This is a genomic window from Streptomyces sp. NBC_01474 (assembly GCF_035918215.1).
Classification (GTDB): Bacteria; Actinomycetota; Actinomycetes; order Streptomycetales; family Streptomycetaceae; genus Streptomyces; species Streptomyces aureus.
Window position 1 is genome coordinate 3,427,654 of record NZ_CP109449.1, and the last position, 22,644, is coordinate 3,450,297.

The following is a 22,644-nucleotide window of genomic DNA, read 5'->3' on the forward strand; positions in this document are numbered from 1 at the left end:
CCTTCGCCGCTCACCCCTGGAGGGGCAGCGCACCGGGTGAACCGGCCAGGTCCCCCATGAACAGGGTGACTTCGGACCACACGACGTGTCCCCCGGCCACCTCGAAGGAGCAGGCGAAGTGGTCGTATCCCTGGAAGGTGGGATCCGACCGGTAGGTCACGCTGCCGTCGGGGGCGCAGGTGACCACCCCGTACCGGGCGCAGGTGGCGCCGGTCAGCCGCAGCCCCTGCACCGGGCTGAAGCCGGCGGGAATGGTGACCCGGGCGCCGGGGCGGAGCATCACGCTGCGGCCGGGAAGCCAGGCCCGGCGGACCCGGAAGCCGCCCTCGGACACCGCGGACGACGAGATCAGCTTGTCGCCCTCGTTCAGCATCACGCCGACGCTGACGCGCGGCAGGACGACCGCGCCTTCGGAGGCGTCGTCGCGGATGCGCAGCGTGGAGATGACGGTGCGGGGCTCGGTTCCGGTGGCATACGTTGCGTAGCGGCCGTTCTTGGCGAGATGGGCCAAGCCCTTGTGCGCGGGCATGACGGCGGCCGTGCCGAGCAGGTCGTCCATGAGATAGCCGTAGGTGCGGTAAGCCCCGCCGGCCGGCTGGACGGTGACGGCGAGCTGCACCTCCTGGCCGGGGACGAGGGGGACGGACGGGTCGGCGTCGGCGGCGAGTTCGAGCCGGCCGCCGTACTCGGAGTGGCGGGGGTGAGCGACCCAGGCCTGGGTCAGCGGGAACCACGTGCTCACGCGGCCACCGCCCGCTCCGCCGTGACCTGTTCGAAGGTGTGGTCGTCGGGCCACTGGAGGCAGTCCTCGGGGAGGTACTGGACGTCCAGGTTGCGGAAGTGGTCCGGGGGCAGCAGGCCGGTCACGCGCATCGTGTCGGCGACGTGGCGGGCGCATTCCAGGGCGCCCGCCGGCCTCAGGTGGGTGTTGTCCTCGATGCCTTCGGGGTAGTTCGGGTGCTCACCCGGTTCCAGGTGGAGGAAGGCCCGCCGGGTGCCGTCGGGTCCGGCCTGCCGCCACCAGTCGGTGGTCCAGCGGTGAAGGTCGACGAGCGGGACGGTCAGCGCGGCGGCGAGCTCACGCACGGCCGCCGGGTAGAGGCCGGACGGGTGCCGCATGTTGCCGTGGGCGTCGAAGGACCGCCGGTCGTGGCTGGTGACGAGCACCGGGTGAGCGCCGCGGTCGCGCGCCCCGTGGACGTACTGGCGCAGGTACCACTGGAAGTCGGTGAACGGGGCGGTGTGGCGGCCCGGCTCCGGCTTGCGGTCGATGAGGCCGAACGAGATCAGGAGCAGGTCGCCGGGGGCGAGTCGCTGCAGGATCCAGGCGAGCCGTCCGCGTTCCAGGAAGCTGCGCGAACTGGCCCCGGCACGCGCCGCGTTGACGACCTCCGCACCCTGCAGGAACACCGGCAGCGCCTGCCCCCAGCCGGCCATCGGGGCCATGCTGTGAGGGCGGGCGGCGACCGTCGAGTCGCCGGCGAGGAAAACGCGTGTCATCGGTTGTGCTCCGTCCGCTCTCGCGTCATACGGCCCCCACCACGCCGGGGTCCATGGTCTCGATCACGTCGTAGGCGCGCTCGCAGTTGAACGTGTCGCGCAGCACGAAGAAGTCCTCGGCCCGCTTGCGGTACTCGGGTTCGACCTCGAAGCCCCGCTCGATGGATCCGATGATCTCGTTCACGGCGTGGTCGACGGTGCCGCACGTGGGCCCGAAACCGTCCCTGGCCAGGTCGAAGTAGCCGCGCTTGTAGTGCTTGCTGTAGAAGGCCTCGTCGTCGAAGTTCGTGTAGACGATGGGCTTGGCCATGTACGCCACGTCGAAGAAGACCGACGAGTAGTCCGTGACGAGCATGGAGCACTCGCGCATCGCCACCTGTACGTCGCGGCCCGTGGTGGACACGGTGATCGACGGGTGGTCGATGCGGAAGTGCTTGAGGTACGGCCGGATCTCGTAGTGCGGCATGAACTCCAGTTCCACGTTGTAGAACTGAAGGGCGCTCAGCAGCCGCTCGTCGCGGAGCAGCGACGAGAAGAAGCGGTAGTACTCGGACGCGGCGAAGGGGATCTCGGGCTTGGCGGCCTTGTTGTAGGACGGGGCCACGATGTCGCGGCGCCAGGTCGGCATGACGAGGATCCGCCGCAGTCCCGGCACCGGTTCGAGCGCGTCGAAGCGGGGCAGGCCGGTGGCGGCGACCCGGTCGTAGCCGTAGCCGCAGTGCTCCGCGTAGTAGGCGCGCTCGCTGCGTCCGGTGGTGAGGACCATGTCGACGTTGGTGACCTGCGCGTGGATGGACGGCGCCACGTCGTTGTAGACGACGCCGTGCTGGAGGAACACCCGCTTGTAGCGCAGCAGATCGCCGTATCCGCGCAGGAAGGCCCGCTTGGACAGACCGGGGAAGCCGAGGTAGGCCTCCAGGTCGTACGCGTTGATGAGGCGCGAGGCGTGCAGCAGGTGGACGCGGTACTTCCAGGAGAGGCGGTCGATGACCTGTCCGAGGTGGTCGATCTTCTCCCGGTCGGCGGCGTCGCCGTTGATGGCGTAGTACACCTTGCGCTTGGGCTCGTACTGCCGGATCCACTTGAACAGGTGGTACGAGTTGTCCTGCGCGGTGTCCTCGCGCTCGCCGATGATCCAGATGTCCTTGCGGTGCAGCCAGGGGTGAGTGAGCCAGTACAGGAGCCGGGTGCGCCAGCCGGGCCTGCCGGGCAGGGCGGCCCTGAACTCCCGGCCGAAGCGCCTGAATTTGTGAGTGGCCCGGCGCACGAGGCCCGCGACCCGGCGCAGCGTGATCTGCTCGTCGCCGTCGATGCCGAGCAGGAGCGTGGCGCGGCGCACGGGGTGGACGCCCTTGAACCGGTGCAGCATCTGCCGTGCTTCGACGGGGATGTCGAGGTGCCGGTCGGCGTCGTGGACGCGGACCGTGAGGGTGAGGTCGCGGTTACTGATGCCCTTGAAGTCCTCGGGCCGCAGGACCGCCCGCCAGCCGGAGTACCAGTCCTGCTCCTTGCGGGTGCGCCAGCGGTCGCGGCGGTAGACCTGCTCGACGGGGACGGCGCGCTCGGCGCGGCCGTCGCCGAGGACGAGCTGGATGCGGTTGTCGAACTCGTGCGAGATGTCAGTGCCGGACAGGACGAACAGGCCCTGGAGTACGATCTGTTCGCGGTCCGTCTCGAAGGTCTCGAGGACGGCCTTCTGCCGGTCCACGCGCAGCAGCGAGGTCGGGACACTGTCGACGGTGAGCCTGCGGTGCAGGCCCTGGTCGTCGATGTGCAGGTGGGGCAGGTACTCGGGCTTGGCGTGCGGGTCGCAGAACAGCGCGAAGTTCCCGGTCCGCACGGCGTGGTGCTGCAGCCGTGACATGGGGACGACCGCGTACTGCAGGATCAGGTCGTCCGGTATCTGCGCGTAGACGTCGTAGAGGGCGGGGAAGATCGCGCTGATCTCCGCGCGGCTCATGATGCGGTGGATGTTGCGCAGGTACGGCTGCATGGTGCGAACGACGAAGCGCTGTGCGAGGCGTGTGGTACGCGGGTTGAGCGTGGCGGTGCGCCTCAGGACGTGTCCGCACAGGCGGATCAGCTCCTGGGTCTTCACCGAGTCGTTCCAGGGCAGGTCGAACAGCGAGTCCTGCTGTTCCTGGTCGCGCTCGTAGAAGGTGGCCTCGGGAGCGATCGCGACGCGGCGCGCGTGCAAGAGGGCGGGCACGGCCATCCAGGCGTCCTCGTAGCCCGGTCCCTGGCCGCAGCGCAGCCGCTGCTCGCGCAGCAGCCTGGTCCTGAGGAGCTTGGCCCCCAGGTCCGTGGAGAAGACGAGGTAGGGGGCGTCGTCGAGGCGTGCCACCTGGTCCGCGCCCTTGGCGAAGTACCGCTTCCACGGCTGGTCGGTGCCGCGCCGGGGGCCGGGGAAGTTGTCCTGGTCTCCGATGACGACGTCGGCCTTGGCCGAGCGGGCGGTGCGCAGGAGGCGGCCGAGGCTGTCCTCGCCGAGGATGTCGCGGGCGCGCGCGAACATCACGTAGGGCGCGCTCACGTACTGCAGCCCGTTGTCGAAGGCGACGCGCATGCCCATGGGCACCTGTGTGACGACCGAGACGTTCGGGTAGTGGGCCGCGAAGGCGGCGAGCCGGCCGGGGGTGCTGTCGCCCGATCCGTCGTCCACCAGGATCACCTGGGTCCGGGTGAAGTCGGCCTGGGCGGCGAGGGAGTTGAGGAACTCGTACAGGTTGTACTCGTCGTTGTGGCAGTGCACGACGAGGGAGAGGGCGTACCGCTCCGGGGGTGCCGCCGGCTCCGGGGCCCTGCTGTCGGCCCACCACAGCCAGGGCGTCCCCCGCGGGTCGAGGCCGGCCTGCTGCTCGCTGGTCTCGGGGCGCAGCGCGAGGTTGCCGCTGACGGTTTCGTAGATCTCGTACGTCTCACCGTCGCCGCGGTAGCGCTCCTGGCCCACGTCGACGCCACGCACGCAGACGGTCGTGGTGGCGCGCTGTCCGGCGTGCCGGATCTGCACGAAGAGGTTCCAGGTGGCGCCGCTGCCGGACTCGCCGACGGTCTCGTCCAGGTCCACCGTGGTGTGGTAGCGGATGTACTCGTCGTCGACCTCGACGCCGCTGACCGCGAAGGTGTGGTCGGTCTTGGGGCTGCGGCGGCGCAGGACCGCGGTCAGTTCGAGCTTGTCCTTGGGGCCGATGCGGCCGAACTGGTTGCGGATGTAGCCCGTGACGTGGAGCTCGCCGTCCCGGATCTCGGCGCGCGTGGCCTGGTTGAACAGACGGGCGTCGGAGAGGGTCTGGCCGGTGAGGTCGAGGTCGGTGACGTCGAGGAAGCGCTCGGCGTGCGGCCGGCCGAGCAGCGAGCCCGACCAGTAGACCTTCTCGTCGCGCTCCACCAGGTCGGAGCTGAGCACGCTGCGCCGCTGGGTGTAGTCGGAGACCGAGAGCGCCACGTCGACCCTGCCGTGCATGAGCCCGAAGGCCCGCACGCGTTCCAGGGGGCCGCACAGGTCGTACGCCTCGGGGGTGAACGACCGCAGATAGGGAGCGACGAACTGCACGAAGCCCTGGCGGTAGCCGTCGTCGCCGGTACGCAGTTCGGGCGTGTAGAGCCGCAGGTCGTGCGAGAGGAACTTGGCGGCCTTGTGGGCCATCAGCTCGTGCGCGCCGTTCTGCGCGAGGAAGGCGTCGGCCCACTGGTGCACGAGGACGCGGTCGCGGATGCTGCGCAGTTCACCGCGCCGGTTGGTGATCGACGGAGCGTCCGTCTCACGCTCCCAGATCCAGCGGTAGACGGGGGCCGCGAGGAGGGTGATGGAGCGGGCGCAGTAACCGGCGACGGTGGAGAAGTACGTGTCCTCGAAGTACACGCTCTCCGGAAACCGGATGCCATTGTTGAGCAGGAAGTCGAGGCGGTACAGCTTCGCCGCGGCGATCGGGTCGTCGAACAGTTCAGGCATGGCCCGGAGCCCGCCGGCGACGGTGCGGTCGGTGCCGTAGAGCTGGGGCTGCCAGACGGTGATCTCGTCCTTGGCGAGGTTCACGCGCAGGGCGCGGCCCGCAGTGATGTCGGCGCCGGTGGTCAGGGCGGAGGCGAGGAGGACTTCGCAGGCCTTGTGGGGCAGTTCGTCGTCGGCGTCGAGGAACATCACGAACTGGCCGCTCGCGGCCTCGATGCCGTTGTTGCGGGGCGCGCCGACACCGCCGCTGTTCTGCGGGCGGGCGATGACGCGCACCCGGGGGTCGCGCAGGGCGTACTGCTGGGCGACGGCGAGGGTGCCGTCGGTGGAGGCGTCGTCGACGACGACGACCTCCACGCGCTGGTGGGTCTGGCCGAGTGCGGAGCGCAGGGCGCGGTCGAGCGTGGCGCTCGCGTTGTACGCGCCCACGACCACGGTGACCGTGTACGCGGTCGGTTCGACGTGCTGGTAGTTCATCGTGAGCGCCCCTCGGCCTCCGTCCAGGTGTCGTCGGTCCGCTGCACCGGGATGGGCCGCGTGACCGTGTGGGGCGAATACGGAGCGACCCGGCCGGCAGCGGCGTACGGGTTATGGCTCTGGTACTGCGGTTGCGGATAGGGCTGGAAGCCTGGGTCCTCGTACGGCTCAGGGGTGGGGAACCGTTCCTCCATCGCGACCTCGGGCGGCGCCGCAGGGACGCGCCCTCGGTGGCGGCCCGCGAACAGGTGGTCGGCGACGGTGCCGGCCGTGGACGGCGTGGGCGCCAGCTCCTCCATGACCCGGGTGAAGTCCCGGGTGGACAGCCAGAACTTGTACATGATCACGAGCTCGAAGAGGCCGAGCAGTGCGGCGGAGACGGCCGTGGTCCACAGGATCTGCCCGATCAGCGGTCCCACGATGAAGATGAACATCTGGAACTCGATGCCGCTGATCAGGTGCGGCCTGACACGGCTGCGCAGGAGCGCCTGGCGCACCCGGGTGTACCAGGGGAAGCGTCCCCGGAACTGGGCGTGCAGGTCGACGACTTCACCCGTTCCGGAGTGCTGCTTCAGCACCTCGGCCTCGACGCCGGGGTTCTCCCGGAGCAGGTCCTCCATGAAGACGACCTTGGGCTCGGCCTCGGGCTCCTGCGCCGCCCGGGCCTGCGCCTCGGCCGCCTTCCGCTCCGCTGTCACCTTCTCGATCTTCGTACGCATGGACATGCGCATCTTGTAGATCTGCAGGGCGTCGACGTAGCGCAGCATGTCGAGGAAGACCACGACGAGCGCCGCGAGCAGGTAGTAGGCCTCGTGCGTGCGCAGGTACTGGCCGCCCATCAGGGCGAGGGCGCAGAACAGCACGCGGATGCGGTCGAAGACGTAGTCGAGCCAGCCTCCGAAGACGGAGCCGTTGCCCTTGAGGCGAGCGAGTTTGCCGTCGATGCAGTCGAGGATGAAGCTCACGTGGTAGAGAGCGGCTCCGATGATGAGCGAGGTCTGGTCACCGCGCAGGAAGAGCCACGCCGAGCCGAGGCCGACGAAGAGCGCGGCCCAGGTGACGCGGTTCGGGGTGACGCAGCGGAAGCGGGCCAACCAGCACAGCATCCGGGTCGCCACGGGATCGACCAAGAGCACCGTCCACCAGGCGTCACGCTTCTTGCACGTGAGCTTCTGAACAGCTCTCAAGGACAGCTTTCTCATTGACCCTCAGCCTCGACCCGACTGAGGCTCGACACCTCAGAGTCTTCACGTGTAGTTCACATCACATTCGGTTGCCGTTCTAAACGGGAACCAGCGCGAGGGATCTTTGCCTTTTCAATAAAGACTCGTCAAGCGAAAACCCAAAAGCCGCTAAATACGGATGCATTGGGGCAGTAGATCGAGGTTGATAATGGACACACCCGATACTTCTGTGACATCTGCCCGATAAAGCGACGTCAAACGATCTTCACAAACGCGCGCGTGACATGGACCACCCCGTGGCGCGTACAACCTTCACAACCGTCAGGGCGTCCGCGAGGCCGGAGAACTGACGGCGACCAGGACGTGATGGCGCGCCGAATTCTGTCTATAGTGCTCCGATATCCGGCCGATCTTCGCACGCCCGTACGCCCGCCGGGCGCACCGGGACGCGTTGCCCCCTCTCGCGCCGGCCGCACGACGAGGCCTTGCGGCCCCGGCGATCCCCCACGGACCCTCCGCCGTTCCGCGTGCGACCACCAGACGGCCGCGTCCCGGAGGATTGCGATCACTATGAGTCATGCCACCGCCACGCACAGTCGACGGCGCCCGCAGGGGCGGCGGGGCCGTCCGGCGAAGCCGCCGCGCTCCCGCGGCAGCCGTGCCCGGCGCATCATCCTGTGGACCCTGGTGGTGCTCGTCCTGGCCGCCGGCGGCACCGGCTACTGGCTCTACAGCAGCCTCAACGGCAATCTCCACGGCGTCGACCTGGACGAAGCACTCGGCAAGAACCGCCCCGAGAAGCTGCCCACGTCCGGCCAGAACATCCTGGTCCTCGGCTCGGACTCGCGCGCGGGAGCCAACGCGGACCTGGGCACCGGCAAGGTCGCCGGCGCGCGCTCCGACACCGCCCTGGTGATGCACATACCCGAGGGCCGCACGCAGGCCACCGCGGTGAGCATCCCGCGCGACACCCTGGTCACCCGGCCCGAGTGCACCAAGTCGGACGGCTCCGCCATCCCGGCGGCCAAGCGCGTGATGTTCAACTCCGTGTACTCGCTGGCCGGTCCGGCCTGCGTGGTCAAGACCGTCGAGCAGATGTCCGGCGTGCGCATGGACCACTTCATGGAGATCGACTTCTCGGGCTTCAAGGGGCTCGTGGACGCGATAGGCGGCGTCACCGTCACCGTCGACAAGCCGATCCACGACAAGTCCAGCGGCCTGGACCTGAGCGCGGGCACCCACAAGCTCGACGGCACCCAGTCCCTCGCGTTCGTGCGGACGCGGCACGGCGTCGGCGACGGCAGCGACCTCGGCCGTATCGGGCTCCAACAGCAGTTCATGATCGCCCTGTTGAGCGAGATCAAGAAGCAGGATCTGCTGGGCAGCCCCACGAAGACCTACAAGATCGCCAACAGTCTCACCTCGTCGCTCACCACCGACTCCGAGCTGGCCTCCCTCAAGTCGCTCGCCGACTTCGGACGCAGCATGAACGGCGTCGACCCGGCGAGCATGGAAACAATCATGCTGCCCGTGCGGTACGACACCGCGGACCCGAACCGCGTGGTGCCCGCCGAACCGCAGGCGAGAACCCTGTGGAAGGCCATCCGCACCGGGTCCGAGATCCCCGAGTCCGCCAAGAAGTCACCCGCGCACGGGACTTCGCAGTGAGCGGGGCGCGGGTCCGTGCGCGGGCCCGCGCCGCTTCACGCGAGGCCCGCGCCGGGTGGCGGCGGACGTCAGATCCGGTACCAGTCGCCGAGGGCCAGGCCCGGGCCCTCGGTCTGGTGGGAGATCCACAGCGCGCCGCTCTCGTCGACCGCCGCGAGGGTCACCCTGCCGTACGCGTCGACGGCGAGGCCGGGGCCGCCGACGCAGCGCCGCCCGGTGTCGGACCACCACACGCCGTTCGCCTCGGACTCGTTGACGAACGCGGAGAGCATGATCGCGCCGGTCGCGCCTCGGTGCGCGAGGACCGTGCAGTCGTAGCCGTCGATGAACGTGCGGACGGCGGCGAGCTGGGTGTCGTCGGTCGCGGAGCCGAGCGCGACCGGCCAGTTGCCGGGGCGCTGGGCAACGATGCCGCCCGCCGGGTCGGACCAGTAGAACGAGACTCGCTCCCTGGCCGTCTCCAGGCCGACGGCGCTGCCCGCGACGGGCACTTGGGGAATGTCCTGGCCGCGCAGCAGCTGGCCGCCCGCCTCCGCCTGGTACCAGTGCAGCGCCGACCCGCGGGCTGGCGCGAGGAGTTCGATGCGGCCCGACGCGGTGACGGCGGGGGCGAGTCCGTGGACGGCCTGCTCGCCGCCGAGGTCCTCCCACGGCTGCCACTTGCCGCCCACGCCCTCGCGCCGCAGATGCACGCCGCCGGCGCCGTTGCGGACGAAGACGTGGACCGTGCCGGAGGCGTCGGCCACCCCGGACGGACGGCCGAACTTGCGCGCCGCCTCGGGGTCCTTGTACGGGTTGCCGAGGCCGCGCCACTCCGAGAGCGGGCGGCCGGTCTGGTACTGGATGGCGTGCACGATGTCGACGGTGACCGTGCCGTCGGCGCGGCGCCTGGCGCGCCTGCCGAGGAGATGGACGTAGCCGTCCGCGCCCTGGGTGAGCGACATGAACCGCACGTGCGGGGCGGCGAAGAACTCGGGGCCCGTCCAGCGCGTGGCTCCCGGCCGGTCCTGTGTCCAGCGCTGGACACCGCCGGCCACGGGCAGATAGGCCGTCAGTCGCCCGTCCATGCCGAGGAACAGCCACCGCCCGGTCTCGACGCCGACCGGTTCCAGGTACTCACCGGGCCGGCCTTCGGGCGCCTGTGCTCCCCTGGCGCTCGCCGCGCTCGCAGACCTCATCGGCATGACGGGATGCCACCCTCCCTCAGAACTCCGGCCCGGCTTGGCGCACGGATCCTGAAATTTACTATCATAGGCGTGCCGCTGTCGACAGAGGGGCACCCCCACACTCGCCCCGCCGGGCGACTCACGCCCCCTTGCCTGCCTCCTCCTGCCGCCCCAGCCGGCTGTGCGAGCGCCCGTACGCGAAGTACACGATGAAGCCGATGGCCATCCAGATACCGAAGCGGATCCAGGTCTCCGCGGGCAGGTTCAGCATCAGCCACAGGGACGCGAGCACCGACAGGATCGGGATGAACGGCACCAGGGGGGTGCGGAAGGCGCGGGGCAGGTCGGGGCGGGTGCGGCGCAGGATGACGACGCCGAGCGCGACGACGACGAACGCGAAGAGCGTGCCGATGTTCACCAGTTCCGCGAGCTCGCTGAGGCTGGTGAACCCGGCCAGGATCGCGATGATCACGCCGAGCAGGATGGTCGGCCGGTACGGGGTCTTGAACCTCGGGTGGACGACGGAGAAGAAGCGGGGCAGCAGCCCGTCGCGGCTCATCGCGAAGAACACCCGGGTCTGGCCCAGGAGGAGGATCAGGCAGACCGTCGTCAGGCCGATCGCGGCGCCGAAGCTGATGACACCCGCGTACCAGGGGTGCCCGGTCGCCTTGAAGGCGTCCGCGAGCGGGGCGTCGATGGACAGCTCGCTGTACTTCTGCATGCCCGTGACGACGATCGACACCGCCACGTAGAGCGTGGTGCAGATGAGGAGGGAGCCCAGGATGCCGCGCGGCATGTCCCGCTGCGGGTTCTTCGTCTCCTCGGCGGCGGTGGCCACGACGTCGAAGCCGATGAAGGCGAAGAACACGACGGAGGCGGCGGTGAAGATGCCCATGACGCCGAAGTCGGTGGGCGTGTAGCCGAACATCAGCTGCACGAGCGGGGACTGGATGCTGCTGCCCGCCTCCTGCGGCCGCGCCTTCGGGATGAAGGGCTTGTAGTTGTCGGCCGTGACGAAGAAGGCCCCCGCGATGATCACGATGAGGACGACGGCCACCTTGATGGCGACGACGACCGTGGTGACGCGGGCGGAGAGCTTCATCCCGAGGACGAGGATGACGGTGAGCACCAGGACCAGGGCGGCGGCGAGGATGTCGAAGCCGAACCCCGTGGCCCCGTCCCGCCCGCTCAGCGATTCGGGCAGATGCCAGCCGGCGTTGTCCAGCAGCGAGCGCACATAGCCCGACCAGCCGACGGCGACCACCGCCGTGCCGAGCGCGAACTCGAGGACCAGGTCCCAGCCGATGATCCAGGCGGGGAGTTCGCCGAGCGACGCGTACGAGAAGGTGTAGGCGGATCCGGCGACCGGGACGGTGGAAGCGAACTCCGCGTAGCACAGCGCGGCCAGGCCGCAGACGACGCCGGCCACGACGAAGGCGAGGGCCACCGAGGGGCCCGCGTTCTCCTTGGCGACCTTGCCCGTGAGGACGAAGATGCCGGTGCCGATGATGACACCGACACCGAACACGGTGAGGTCCAGAGCGGACAGCGACTTCTTGAGTGCGTGCTCCGGCTCCTCAGTGTCCAAGATCGACTGTTCGACCTTCTTCGTCCTGAAGAGGGTGCTGCTCACGGTCGTACCTCCCACGCATCGTCGTCCTCGACATGATCGAGGGGGCTTTCGCTCCTTATGTCCCGGCGCGGGCGCATTCACGCGAATGGGCCGGTCCCACCACCCTTGCGGGGTGGGAGGACCGGCCCATGGAGCAGCCTGTGGGGGTCAGTCGCGCGCGGGCTCCACCGCGTCGGTGGCCGTCGCGCGCTCGAAGCGGCCGTCCAGCTTGGCGACCAGACCGGTGACCTGACGCGCGATGTCGGGGGCCGTGAGGCCGATCTCGGCCATGACCTCCTTGCGCGAGGCGTGGTCGAGGAAGCGCGGCGGGATGCCGAAGTCACGCAGCGGTACGTCGACGCCCGCGTCGCGCAGGGCCTGCGCGACGGCTGAACCTACGCCTCCCACACGGGAGTTGTCCTCGACGGTGACGACGACACGGTGCTGCTCGGCGAGCGGCGCGAGCGCCTCGTCGACCGGCTTGACCCAGCGCGGGTCGACGACGGTCGTGGTGATGCCCTGCTTGTCGAGGAGGCCGGCGATCTCCAGGCACATCGGGGCGAGCGCCCCGACGGAGACGAGGAGCACGTCCGGCTTGGCCGCGGACGGCCTGCGCAGCACGTCCATGGCGCCGACCTTGCCGACGGCCGGGACCGCGGGTCCGACGACGCCCTTCGAGTAGCGGACGACGGTCGGCGCGTCGTCGACCTCGACGGCCTCGCGCAGCTGGGCGCGCAGCTGCTCGGCGTCGCGCGGGGCGGCCAGGCGCAGGCCGGGGACGACCTGGAGCATGGACATGTCCCACATGCCGTTGTGCGAGGCGCCGTCGTCGCCCGTGACGCCGGCCCGGTCCAGGACGAAGGTGACACCGCACTTGTGCAGCGCGACGTCCATGAGGACCTGGTCGAAGGCGCGGTTGAGGAACGTCGCGTAGACCGCGAAGACCGGGTGCACCCCGCCGGTGGCGAGACCCGCGGCCGAGGTGGCGGCGTGCTGCTCGGCGATGCCGACGTCGTAGATGCGGTCCGGGAACGCGTCGGCGAACTTCTTCAGGCCGACGGGCTGGAGCATCGCGGCGGTGATGGCGACGATGTCCTCGCGGTCGTGGCCGAGCTTGACCATCTCGTCGCCGAAGACGGATGTCCAGCTGGCGGCCGAGGCCTTGATGGGCAGGCCGGTGTCCGGGTGGATCGGGCCGATGCCGTGGAAGCGGTCGGCCTCGTCCTGCTCGGCGGGCTTGTAGCCGCGGCCCTTCTCGGTGAGGCAGTGCACGATGACCGGTCCGCCGAACCGCTTGGCGCGGGCCAGGGCCGACTCCAGGGCCTCGATGTCGTGGCCGTCGATGGGGCCGACGTACTTCAGGCCGAGGTCCTCGAACATGCCCTGCGGGGCGATGAAGTCCTTGAGGCCCTTCTTCGCGCCGTGCAGGGTCTCGTAGAGCGGCCTGCCGACGACCGGCGTGCGCTCCAGGAGGTCCTTGCCGCGGGCCAGGAACCGCTCGTAGCCGTCCGTGGTGCGCAGCGTGGCCAGGTGGTTGGCGAGGCCGCCGATGGTGGGGGCGTACGAGCGCTCGTTGTCGTTGACGACGATCACGAGGGGGCGGTCCTTGGCGGCCGCGATGTTGTTCAGGGCCTCCCAGGCCATGCCGCCGGTGAGGGCTCCGTCGCCGATCACGGCGACGACGTGGTCGTCCTTGCCGCGCACCTCGTTCGCCTTGGCGAGGCCGTCGGCCCAGCCGAGGACCGTGGAGGCGTGCGAGTTCTCGATCACGTCGTGGTCGGACTCGGCGCGCGAGGGGTAGCCGGACAGGCCGCCCCTGGTGCGCAGCTTGCCGAAGTCCTGGCGGCCCGTGAGCAGCTTGTGCACGTAGGACTGGTGACCGGTGTCGAAGAGCACCCGGTCCTTCGGCGAGTCGAACACGCGGTGCAGCGCGATGGTGAGCTCGACGACGCCGAGGTTGGGGCCGAGGTGGCCGCCGGTCTTGGATACCGCGTCGACCAGGAAGGTCCGGATCTCGCCGGCCAGCTGGTCCAGCTGTTCCAGGCTGAGCCGGTCCAGATCGCGCGGTCCCGTGATGCGGGTCAGCAGCGGCACCCGTGCCTCCTTGCGATAGAGCTGTTCGAGCTTTTGCCGGGCCTGTCGAGTCTAATGTTCCGCCTTGGCGCGCTGCGCCAGGGCTGTGCGTTGTACATCACGCGATCGGCCGTACCCGAGGGGTACGCACGTTCGGTAGCGCTCTCATGACATGGCTGTGCCCGGCGTCGTCATTGGCGCCGGGCACAGGATCAGGGAGGTACGGGCCGCTGGGGCGAAGGGGCCTAGGCGCGGCCGGCCGACTTCTGGGTCTTGCGGGTGACCGAGTCGATGACGACCGTGGCGAGGAGCACGCCGCCGGTGATCATGTACTGGATCGGGGTGGCGATGCCCTGGAGGGCCAGGCCGTACTGGATCGACGTGATCACGAGGACACCGAGCAGGGCGTTCCAGGTGCGGCCCCGGCCGCCGAAGAGGCTGGTGCCGCCGATGACAGCCGCCGCGATGACGTTCATCAGGAGGTCGCCGGAACCGGCGCTCTGGTTGGCCGCCGCGATCTTGGAGGCCCAGAAGAGGCCGCCGACCGCCGCGAACAGGCCCGCGACGGCGAAGACCGAGACGCGGATCGCCGTGACGTTGATACCGGCGCGGCGCGACGCCTCGACGCTGCCGCCGAGCGCGAAAATCTTGCGGCCGTACGAGGTGCGGCGCAGCACGAAGTCGGAGGCGACCAGGACGATCGCGAACAGCAGCACGGCGAGCGGCAGGCCCTTGTACTGGTTGAACATGATCGCCACGGCGAAGGCCGCGATCGCGAGCAGCACCGTGCGCAGCACGAGCTCGCTCATCGGGCGGGACGGGATGCCGGCGGCCTCGCGGCGCCGGTTGCCGAGGAACGCCGTCAGGAAGTACGCGGCAACCGCGACGATCGCGAGCCCGTAGGCGGCCGCGACGTCCGAGAAGTAGTACGTGGTGAGCTTGCCGATCACGCCGTCGCCGTCGATGTTGATCGTGCCGTTGGAGCCGAGGATCTGGAGCATGAAGCCGTTCCAGAACAGCAGGCCGGCCAGGGTCACGGCGAACGCGGGGGCGCCGATCCGGGCGAAGAAGAAGCCGTGCAGGGCGCCGATGACGGCACCGGCGGCGAGGGCGGTGAGGACCGCGAGCCACTCGTTGACGCCGTGGGTGACGCTCATCACCGCCGTGATCGCCGCGGAGACACCCGAGACCGAGCCCACCGACAGGTCGATCTCGCCGAGCAGCAGCACGAAGATGATGCCGACCGACATCATGCCCGTCGCGACCATGGCGACGAAGATGTTGTTGAGGTTCTCCGCGCCCAGGAACGCCGAGTTGAGGCTCTGGAAGATCGCGCAGATGACGATCAGGCCGATGACGACCGGCGTCGCGCCGAGGTCACCGGCGCGCATCTTGCGCTTGAACTCGCCTATGTAGCCCGCGAATCCCTGCTCGCGCACGAGGAGGCGGGGGTCGATGGCCACGCTCGCGTCGCCGGCGACCGCCGGGGCGTCCACGGGGGCCTGCGGCTTGTCGGTCTTTTCGATGCTCACTTCTGAGCCTCCGCGTTGGTGCGCGCCGCACGACGGGTCACGGCGTTGTCCGTGGCGCCGGTGATGGCGGAGATGATCTCTTCCTGCGAGGTGGTCTTGACCTCGAAAACGCCGTTGTTGCGGCCGAGCCGCAGGACGGCGACCTTGTCGGCGACGGCCTTCACATCGGCCATGTTGTGGCTGATGAGGATGACCGCGTGGCCGCGCTCGCGAAGACGCTCGACGAGGTCGAGGACCTGCGCGGTCTGCTCGACACCGAGGGCTGCCGTCGGCTCGTCGAGGATGACCAGCTTGGGCTCGCCGAGCATGGAGCGGGCGATGGCCACGACCTGGCGCTGACCGCCGGAGAGCGAGGCGATCGGGATGCGCACGCTCGGGATGCGGATGGAGAGCGTCTCGAGGAGCTCCCTGGAGCGGCGCTCCATCTCGACCTCGTCGAGGACACCGCGGCGCTTGAGCTCACGGCCCAGGAAGAGGTTGCCGACGACGTCGATGTTGTCGCACAGCGCGAGGTCCTGGTAGACGGTCGCGATGCCCAGATTCTGGGCGTCGTGCGGCTTGTTGACCGCGACGGCCTTGCCGTCCCACTCGATGACACCTTCATCGATGGGGTGCACACCGGCGATCGTCTTGACAAGGGTGGACTTTCCGGCACCGTTGTCGCCGACCAGGGCGACCACCTCACCGGCGTGGACCTCAAGCTCTACATCGGTGAGCGCCTGGACGGCACCGAATCGCTTGGAGACTCCGCGCAACGCCAGCACGGGCGTAGCGGACACGTGAACCATCTCCTTCGCCGCCAAAGGCCTGACCCGGCGGGAGGTTGAACAGAAGAGACTGAGAGGGGGGTGCGTACGCGCAGGGATGGTGCTGTCGTACGTCGTTCCGTCCGGCGCCCCGCCGTTGAGCTTGCGGGGCTGTCGGCGGCGGGGCGCCGGACGTGCTCACACGGGGCGCACCTTCACGGTGCGCTCATGTCCCGTGCAGGACCAGGGAGTTGCCGAGGCGACTCCGGCCTGGTTACTTCAGGCCGATCTTGTCGCAGGCGGCCTTGTACTTGGCCGTGCAGATCTCGCCCAGGGTGTAGTAGCCCTGCTTGACGACCGTGTCCTGGATGTTGTCCTGGGTCAGGGAGACCACCGGGACGATCACGGAGGGGACACCCTTCTCGGTGCCGCTGTCGACCGTGCTGGTCTCCAGGGAGCTGTCGAGCTTGCCCGTCTTGGCGATCGAGACGGCCATCTTGGCGACGGTCTCGGCCTCCTGCGGGTACGACTTGAAGACGCTCATGTTCTGGTCGCCCGTGACGATCCGCTGCACACCCGCGAGCTCGGCGTCCTGGCCGGTGACCGGCGGGAGCTTGCTCAGGCCCGCGGCCTTCAGGGCGGTGATGATGCCGCCCGCCATGCCGTCGTTGGCGGAGTAGACGCCGGCGATCTTGTCCTTGCCGATCGCGGAGATCGCGGCCTCCATGTTGGAGTTGGCGTTCTCCGGCTTCCACTCCTTGGTGTCGTAGGACTTGGCGACGGTCACCTTGTCCTTGAGCACGGAGAGGGCGCCCTTCTTGAAGAAGGCGGCGTTCGGGTCGGTGATCGCGCCGTTCATCATGACGATCTTGCTGCTCTTGGTGGCCTTGGAGCCCATGGCCTTCAGGAGCGCCTCGCCCTGCGTCTTGCCGACCTCCTCGTTGTCGAACGAGGTGTACGCGGCGATCGGACCCTCGGCCAGGCGGTCGTACGCGACGACGGGGATGCCGGCGTCCTTGGCCTTCTTCACGCCGCCGGCGACGGCCTTGTAGTCGACCGCGTCCAGGATCAGCACGTCGACCTTCTTGGTGATCATCGTGTCGATCTGCTGGGACTGGACGGTCGCGTCCTGCTTGGCGTTCAGGTACTCGACCTTGCCCTTGCCATTGGTCAGCGTCGAAATCTGCTTCTCAATGATCGGCTTGTCGAACTTCTCGTAGCGCGCGGTCTGGTTCTCCGGCAGCAGCAGGCCGACAGTGATGGCGTCGCCCTTCTTGGGGCTCGCCTTGTCGCCGCTGCCCTTGTCGCCGGACTCCTTGGCGCTGCCGCAAGCGGCGAGAGAGACGGCCATACCAGTGGCACAGAACGCAACGGCGGCACGACGCATACGCGTGTTCACTTCAGAAACCTCCCTGACGAGGCCGCGACGTTGCGGCCGAGGTAGCGGGAAGTCAACTCGGCCGCAACCCCGGCGTCAAGGAGTAAATCCTTAACGAGATGGCAACGGTGTCATGCGTTCTCTAAGTGAAGGCAGGTGTCGCCACGGACAGAGATCCGTCCAAAAGGGTCGAATCGCCCATCTCGCTGAGCGCCAGGGCGAGCGCCCCGAGCACTTCGGCGCGGCCGCCCAACGCCCCTGGAAGGACGGACAGTTGGCGGGCCGCGCTGGGGATCGCATAGCGCCCCACGGACTCCCTGATGGGCCCCAGGACCAGCTCTCCGGCCTCCGCCAGATCGCCGCCGAGGACGACCCGGCTGGGGTTGAGCAGGTTGCAGAGATTCGCGACACCACTGCCGATGTGACGCCCCACGTCGGCGATCACCCGCCGGCACCCCGGGTCGCCGTCCCGCGCGAGCCGCACGACGGACTCCATGGTCAGTCCGGTGCCGTGACTGGACTCCAGGAGCGGCAGCACGTAGCGGGCGGCGGTGAAGGTCTCCAGGCAGCCGCGGTTGCCGCAGCGGCAGACAGGGCCGGACTCGTCGAGCGTGATGTGCCCGATCTCGCCCGCGGTCCCGCCGGGCCCCCGGTAGATCTTCCCGTCGATCACGAGCCCGGCGCCGACACCGCTGGCGACCTTGATGTACGCGAGGTCCTTGACGCCGCGCCCGCTGCCCCAGACCAGCTCGCCGAGGGCGCCCAGATTGGCGTCGTTGTCGACGTGCACGGGCACGCCGAGGCGCCTGCTCATCTCCTCGGCGGGCTTGGTGCCGGTCCAGCCCGGCAGGATCGACGTGGAGCCCAGCGTGCCGCTCTCCACGTCGATGGGGCCCGGTACGCCGAGCCCGACGCCCGCCACCTTCGTACGGTCCACGCCGGTGGCCGCGACGAGCCGCTCGACGAGCTCCTCGGCCCGGTCGAAGCCCTGCGCCGCGGAGGCGTCCACATCGAGGGGCTCGGCCTCCTCGGCGAGCACCTGGTGGGCGAGGTTGCCGATCGCCACGCGCAGGTGGGTGTGGCCGAAGTCGACACCGATGACGATGCCCGCGTCACCGCTGAGCGAGACGCTGCGGGCCCGCCGGCCGCCCGCCGAGGTGGGGGTGACCTCGACCGTGCCGCCGTCCTTCAGCTCACGGACGATGTTGGAGACCGTGGCCGCGGACAGGCCGGTCGTCCTCGCGATCTCCGCCTGCGTGAGCGATCCGGCGAGCCGCACGGCGCGTACGACCCGCTCGAGATTGGCCCGATGCAGCGACGACTGCGACCCCGGAGTCTCCACGACGACCTCCTGCGTGCGAGGCCGCTTCGATGAGGCCTCGGCGTATGTCCAACTATTGAACTCTAAGCTGAGCCTTTCGGGTTGCCTCCCGTCAAGAGCTTGAGCGATACCCGGCGCAGAAGAGCACAGAAGAGCACACACGTGCGCGGACATGGGTGAGGGCCCGGTTCCGGACGAGATGTTCCGGAACCGGGCCCTCACCCGACGTGTCCGAGGCGTTACTTGAGCGCCCCCGCGGTCAGGCCCTGCACGACCTGGCGCTGGAAGATGATGTAGGCCACGAGCACCGGCAGCATCGCCATGACCAGGCCCGCGAACAGGCCCGACCAGTCGCCCTTGTAGCCCTGGCTGGTCGCGAGCTCCACGAGACCCTGGGACAGCACCTTCTTGTCCTGGTCGGTGTTGAGCACCGTCGGCAGCATGTACTGGTTCCACTGCCCCAGGAAGTTGAAGATCCCCACGCTGATCAGGCCGGGCTTGGCCATCGGCAGCATGATCTGGAAGAACGTCCTGGTGTGCGAGGCACCGTCGACGAAGGCCGCCTCCGCGATCGACGTCGGCAGCGTCCTGAAGAACGACGTCAGGAAGAAGACCGTGAACGGCAGCGAGTACGCGATGTAGACGATGATCAGGCCCGGCAGCGTGTTCAGGAGCTGCATGTTGTTCAGCACGTAGAACAGCGGCACCAGGGCCAGCATGATCGGGAAGCTCATTCCTCCGACGAAGAGGAAGTAGATGAACCGGTTCCCGGGGAAGTCGAAGCGGGCCAGGACGTACGCGGCCATGGAGCCGAGCACGAGCGTGCCGACGAGCGAGAACCCCACCACGATCAGGGTGTTGGCGAAGTAGTCGCTCATGTGCGCCTGGGACCAGGCGCGCGACCAGTTGTCGAAGTGCAGCTTGTCCGGCAGCGACCAGGGCGAGCTGAAGATCGAGTTGTCGTCCTTGAAGGACGTCATCACCGCCCAGAGCAGCGGCAGGACGACCATGATCGCCCAGATGACGAGGATGCCGTGCGAGAAGACGTTGAGGACGCCGCCCTCGCTGCTCTTCTCCTTCGCCGGCCCGTCCGTCTTCGTCACGAGTGGACGGTCCTCGACCGGTTCCGCGGACGGAGGCATGTCGGTCGTCTTCACTGTCGTTCACCTCGCGATGGAGCGCCGGGCATCTGGTCTGGCCTGCCTTGCGGCCGGTTGTCCGGGGCGTGCCCCCCGGGAAGGCACTGCATCAGAACTCCAGCCGCTCGCGCCGGCCGAGCCGCATCACGACCGCCGCGAAGAGCAGCGTGACGATGAGCAGGGCGACGCCGATCGTGGTGGCGTAGGCGGCGTTGGCGTCACGGAAGGCCGACTGGTAGACGTACAGCGGAAGGACCGTGGTCGAGTAGGCGGGGCCGCCGGGGCCCACCGTCATGATCTGCACCGAGGCGAAGGCCTCCGCGCCGAGGGCGAGGATGCCCATGTAGACCCAGCCGGACTGCACCGTGTCCCAGAGCAGCGGCAGCGTGATCTTGAAGAAGGTGGTGAACCGGCTCGCGCCGTCGAGCAGCGCCGCCTCGTAGAAGTCCTTCGGAATGGACGCCATGCCCGCCGAGAAGAGCACGACGAAGAATCCGACGGTGCTCCAGACCAGGACGGCCATGACGCACCACAGAGCGAAGTTCGGGTCACCCAGCCAGTCCGGCTGGATGCTGCCGAGACCGATCGCCTTCAGTGTCCCGTTGATCACGCCGTCATTGGGATTGAAGGCGAACCGGAACAGGATGGCGACGATCGCGATCGAAAGCACCTGCGGGAAGAAATACGCGATCTTGTAGAACCCGGAACCACGTACTCCGGTGATGGCGGTGCCTTTCCGGCGCCGCCCACCGACATTGAGCATAAAGGCGAAGAAGAGCGCGAGGCCCAGCGTCACCAGCGGCAGCAGCAATGCCAGCAACACGCTGTGCTGCAAGGACTTCCAGAAGACGTCGTCCTCGAACATCCTCTTGTAGTTGGCGAAGCCGACCATCTTGAAGTCCGGGCTCAGGCCGGTCCAGTCCGTGAACGAATAGTAAATGGACTGGACGAAAGGCCAGATGACGAAGACTGCATACAACGCCAAGGGGGCCGCCAGGAACCCCACGATGAACCTGTACTTGCCGTGTTGCATGGTTTACCGACCCCGATCGATTCGCGGGTGCCGCCGCTGATGACGCGTGCGCACGAGCTCTTACTGGTGCTTGTAGTGCTTGATGGACGAGTCCTTGGCGGCCGCGTCCGCGTAGCCCTGCGCCTTCTTGATGGCCTCGGCCGGGGTCAGCCGTCCCGCCATCATCTCGCCCAGGCAGGAGACGCCGATCTGCTCCTTCTGGAGCTTGACGTACCAGTCCTGGAGGCGCGGGTTGACGACGTTCTCGCCGGCCTTCTCGAGCGCCGCGACACCGGACTTGAGGCCCGGGGTCAGCTCGATGCCGTCGGTGCCGCCGTTGAACGCGGTGAGCGACTTGACCGAGGAGGTGAAGTTCTTCGAGGAGGCCTCGGAGAGCATGATGCGCAGCTGCTCCATGCCGCCCTCGGCGTTGTTCGCCTTCGCCGGGACGATGAAGGGCTCACCGCCGGAGGCCCAGATGGTGCCGAACGGCATCTTGTCGCTCGAGTCGAGGCCGGTGGGCGCGCCGACCGACAGCTGGAAGTCGGCGGGGATGACCTTCGCGGACTCGTTCTCGACCCAGGAGCCGTTCGGGATGAACAGCGCCTTGCCCTTGGCCCACGCGGTCTGCGACTGGATGTGGTCGATACCGGGCGTGCCCTTGAGGACGTAGCCCTTCTTGTACAGCTCGTAGTACGCCTCGAAGGCGGACTTGACGGCCGGGTCCTTCCAGGCGTTCGGCTCCAGGTTGTCGATCTTGTCGAGAACCTCGCGGCCGCCGATCTTGGCGATGAAGGGGTAGAGCGAGAACGGCAGGTAGTACGGGTACTTGCCCGCGTACGTCCAGCCGGCGATGCCCTTCTTCTTCGCCTTGGCACACAGGGCGAGCATGTCGTCCCAGGTCTCCGGGTACTGCGCGTCGAGGCCGTCCAGGGCCTTCTGCGAGTACCAGACGCCGTAGACCGTGTACGCGTAGTACATGATCCAGACCGGGTCGCCGTCGAACTGGCCCATCTCGACGATGCCCGGGCGCAGGGTGTCGCGGACCTTCTTGGACGGGTCGTCGACCGAGGGCGCGTCCAGGAGCGGCGTCAGGTCGGTGAGCTGCTTCTTGCCGACGAGGACGCCCATGTCCATCTGCTCGGCGCCCGAGTTGTCGATCAGGTCGGGGGGCGTGCCGCCGTTGAACTTCGGCTGGAGCTCCGACTGGATCTTCTGCGTCGCGTGGAACTGGATCTTGGCCTTGGGGAACGCCTTCTTGTACTCGGCGTTGGCGTCCGTGGCGTACTTCGTGCCGAAGCCGCCGTCGAAGATGGTGACTGCGAGCGGCGCGGTCTCGTTCACGCCGAGCGGGTTCTTCTTGGACGTCTTGCCCTTTTTGGCCTTGTCCCCCGAACCGCTGTCGCTGCTCGCACAGGCCGACAGGAAGCTCATCGTGGGAACGGCGACCAGACCGAGTGCGGCGGACCGCTTGATCAGATCGCGACGGCCGAAGCCCTCACCGTTGTTCTGGGCGGAAGTGGATCCCATGCTCAAGTCCTCGCCTTCTCCAGGACTCAGGCGGTGAACCGGATCCTCCCCGGCACCGCGGTGATGTGAAGCTGGGGTCGTGCCTGATGTCTACACGCCGGGATCGGTCGGAAACACACGGCCGACGGCGCTCGGATACGCGCCTCACCGTTTCCCCCATCCCCCCGCGCTGTCCGCGGCCGGTGAAAACGGCTGGGCAGACGCCGACAGGTATAGTCCACTTCACATCAACTGGGCAAGATCGAATGCAGGTTTGGACGGCGTTCTTTCCCGAGTTGAGACCTCTCGGATATATGAGGCACCCATGAGCGGCCCGTGCGCGCCCCGGACGACGGATGACCTCGCTTAATGGAT

At 68.4% G+C, this 22,644-nt stretch carries 15 protein-coding genes; 1 reads left to right on the forward strand and 14 read right to left on the reverse strand.

The features are described 5' to 3' along the window. Positions 1 to 10: 10 nt before the first annotated feature. From OG758_RS15920 to OG758_RS15935, 4 genes are read right to left on the reverse strand one after another with little or no spacing between them, the layout of a single operon-like run. Positions 11 to 742 (reverse strand): hypothetical protein, encoded by a 732-nt coding sequence (locus tag OG758_RS15920; protein WP_326710621.1) that lies wholly within the window; start codon positions 740 to 742, stop codon positions 11 to 13. Continuing rightward, positions 739 to 1,500, reverse strand: coding sequence for a rhamnogalacturonan acetylesterase (locus OG758_RS15925; protein ID WP_326710622.1), 762 nt, complete (start codon positions 1,498 to 1,500; stop codon positions 739 to 741). Before OG758_RS15925 ends, OG758_RS15920 begins: the two co-directional genes overlap by 4 nt. Before the next feature lie 25 nt (positions 1,501 to 1,525). Then, the gene (locus OG758_RS15930; protein ID WP_326710623.1) at positions 1,526 to 5,929 is read right to left on the reverse strand and encodes a glycosyltransferase; all 4,404 of its coding nucleotides are present in this window, start codon (positions 5,927 to 5,929) and stop codon (positions 1,526 to 1,528) included. Further along, a complete protein-coding gene (locus OG758_RS15935; protein ID WP_326710624.1) occupies positions 5,926 to 7,116 on the reverse strand; it encodes a CDP-alcohol phosphatidyltransferase family protein in 1,191 nt (396 codons plus the stop codon). Before OG758_RS15935 ends, OG758_RS15930 begins: the two co-directional genes overlap by 4 nt. 567 nt (positions 7,117 to 7,683) lie before the next feature. Here OG758_RS15935 and OG758_RS15940 point away from each other — a divergent pair. Further along, positions 7,684 to 8,781, forward strand: a complete 1,098-nt coding sequence (locus tag OG758_RS15940; RefSeq protein WP_326710625.1) for an LCP family protein — start codon at positions 7,684 to 7,686, stop codon at positions 8,779 to 8,781. A gap of 68 nt (positions 8,782 to 8,849) precedes the next feature. Here OG758_RS15940 and OG758_RS15945 read toward each other — a convergent pair whose 3' ends face one another. The 10 genes from OG758_RS15945 to ngcE all read right to left on the reverse strand — a co-directional run bounded on the left by OG758_RS15945 (position 8,850) and on the right by ngcE (position 22,290). Next, positions 8,850 to 9,965 carry a hypothetical protein gene (locus OG758_RS15945; RefSeq protein ID WP_326710626.1) on the reverse strand — a complete coding sequence of 372 codons (1,116 nt, stop codon included), beginning with the start codon at positions 9,963 to 9,965 and terminating at the stop codon, positions 8,850 to 8,852. A gap of 121 nt (positions 9,966 to 10,086) precedes the next feature. Then, complete coding sequence (locus tag OG758_RS15950) at positions 10,087 to 11,580, reverse strand: amino acid permease (RefSeq protein ID WP_326710627.1); 1,494 nt, start codon at positions 11,578 to 11,580, stop codon at positions 10,087 to 10,089. Positions 11,581 to 11,727: 147 nt separating this feature from the next. Further along, positions 11,728 to 13,653 carry a 1-deoxy-D-xylulose-5-phosphate synthase gene (gene dxs / locus OG758_RS15955; RefSeq protein WP_326710628.1) on the reverse strand — a complete coding sequence of 642 codons (1,926 nt, stop codon included), beginning with the start codon at positions 13,651 to 13,653 and terminating at the stop codon, positions 11,728 to 11,730. A gap of 224 nt (positions 13,654 to 13,877) precedes the next feature. Then, positions 13,878 to 15,164 (reverse strand): sugar ABC transporter permease, encoded by a 1,287-nt coding sequence (locus OG758_RS15960; RefSeq protein WP_326710629.1) that lies wholly within the window; start codon positions 15,162 to 15,164, stop codon positions 13,878 to 13,880. Further along, the gene (locus OG758_RS15965) at positions 15,161 to 15,952 is read right to left on the reverse strand and encodes an ATP-binding cassette domain-containing protein (RefSeq protein WP_326710630.1); all 792 of its coding nucleotides are present in this window, start codon (positions 15,950 to 15,952) and stop codon (positions 15,161 to 15,163) included. Before OG758_RS15965 ends, OG758_RS15960 begins: the two co-directional genes overlap by 4 nt. A 232-nt stretch (positions 15,953 to 16,184) precedes the next feature. Then, positions 16,185 to 17,297: a substrate-binding domain-containing protein gene (locus tag OG758_RS15970; RefSeq protein ID WP_326715937.1), complete on the reverse strand. Its 1,113-nt coding sequence runs from the start codon at positions 17,295 to 17,297 to the stop codon at positions 16,185 to 16,187. 133 nt (positions 17,298 to 17,430) lie between these two features. After that, entirely contained in the window at positions 17,431 to 18,630 is a 1,200-nt protein-coding gene (locus tag OG758_RS15975; protein WP_326710631.1) for an ROK family transcriptional regulator, read from the reverse strand. A 218-nt stretch (positions 18,631 to 18,848) separates the two neighbouring features. After that, positions 18,849 to 19,751 carry a carbohydrate ABC transporter permease gene (locus OG758_RS15980; protein WP_326715938.1) on the reverse strand — a complete coding sequence of 301 codons (903 nt, stop codon included), beginning with the start codon at positions 19,749 to 19,751 and terminating at the stop codon, positions 18,849 to 18,851. A gap of 106 nt (positions 19,752 to 19,857) precedes the next feature. Next, a complete protein-coding gene (locus OG758_RS15985) occupies positions 19,858 to 20,781 on the reverse strand; it encodes a carbohydrate ABC transporter permease (protein WP_326710632.1) in 924 nt (307 codons plus the stop codon). Positions 20,782 to 20,841: 60 nt separating this feature from the next. Continuing rightward, entirely contained in the window at positions 20,842 to 22,290 is a 1,449-nt protein-coding gene (gene ngcE / locus OG758_RS15990) for an N-acetylglucosamine/diacetylchitobiose ABC transporter substrate-binding protein (protein WP_326710633.1), read from the reverse strand. Positions 22,291 to 22,644: the final 354 nt, after the last annotated feature.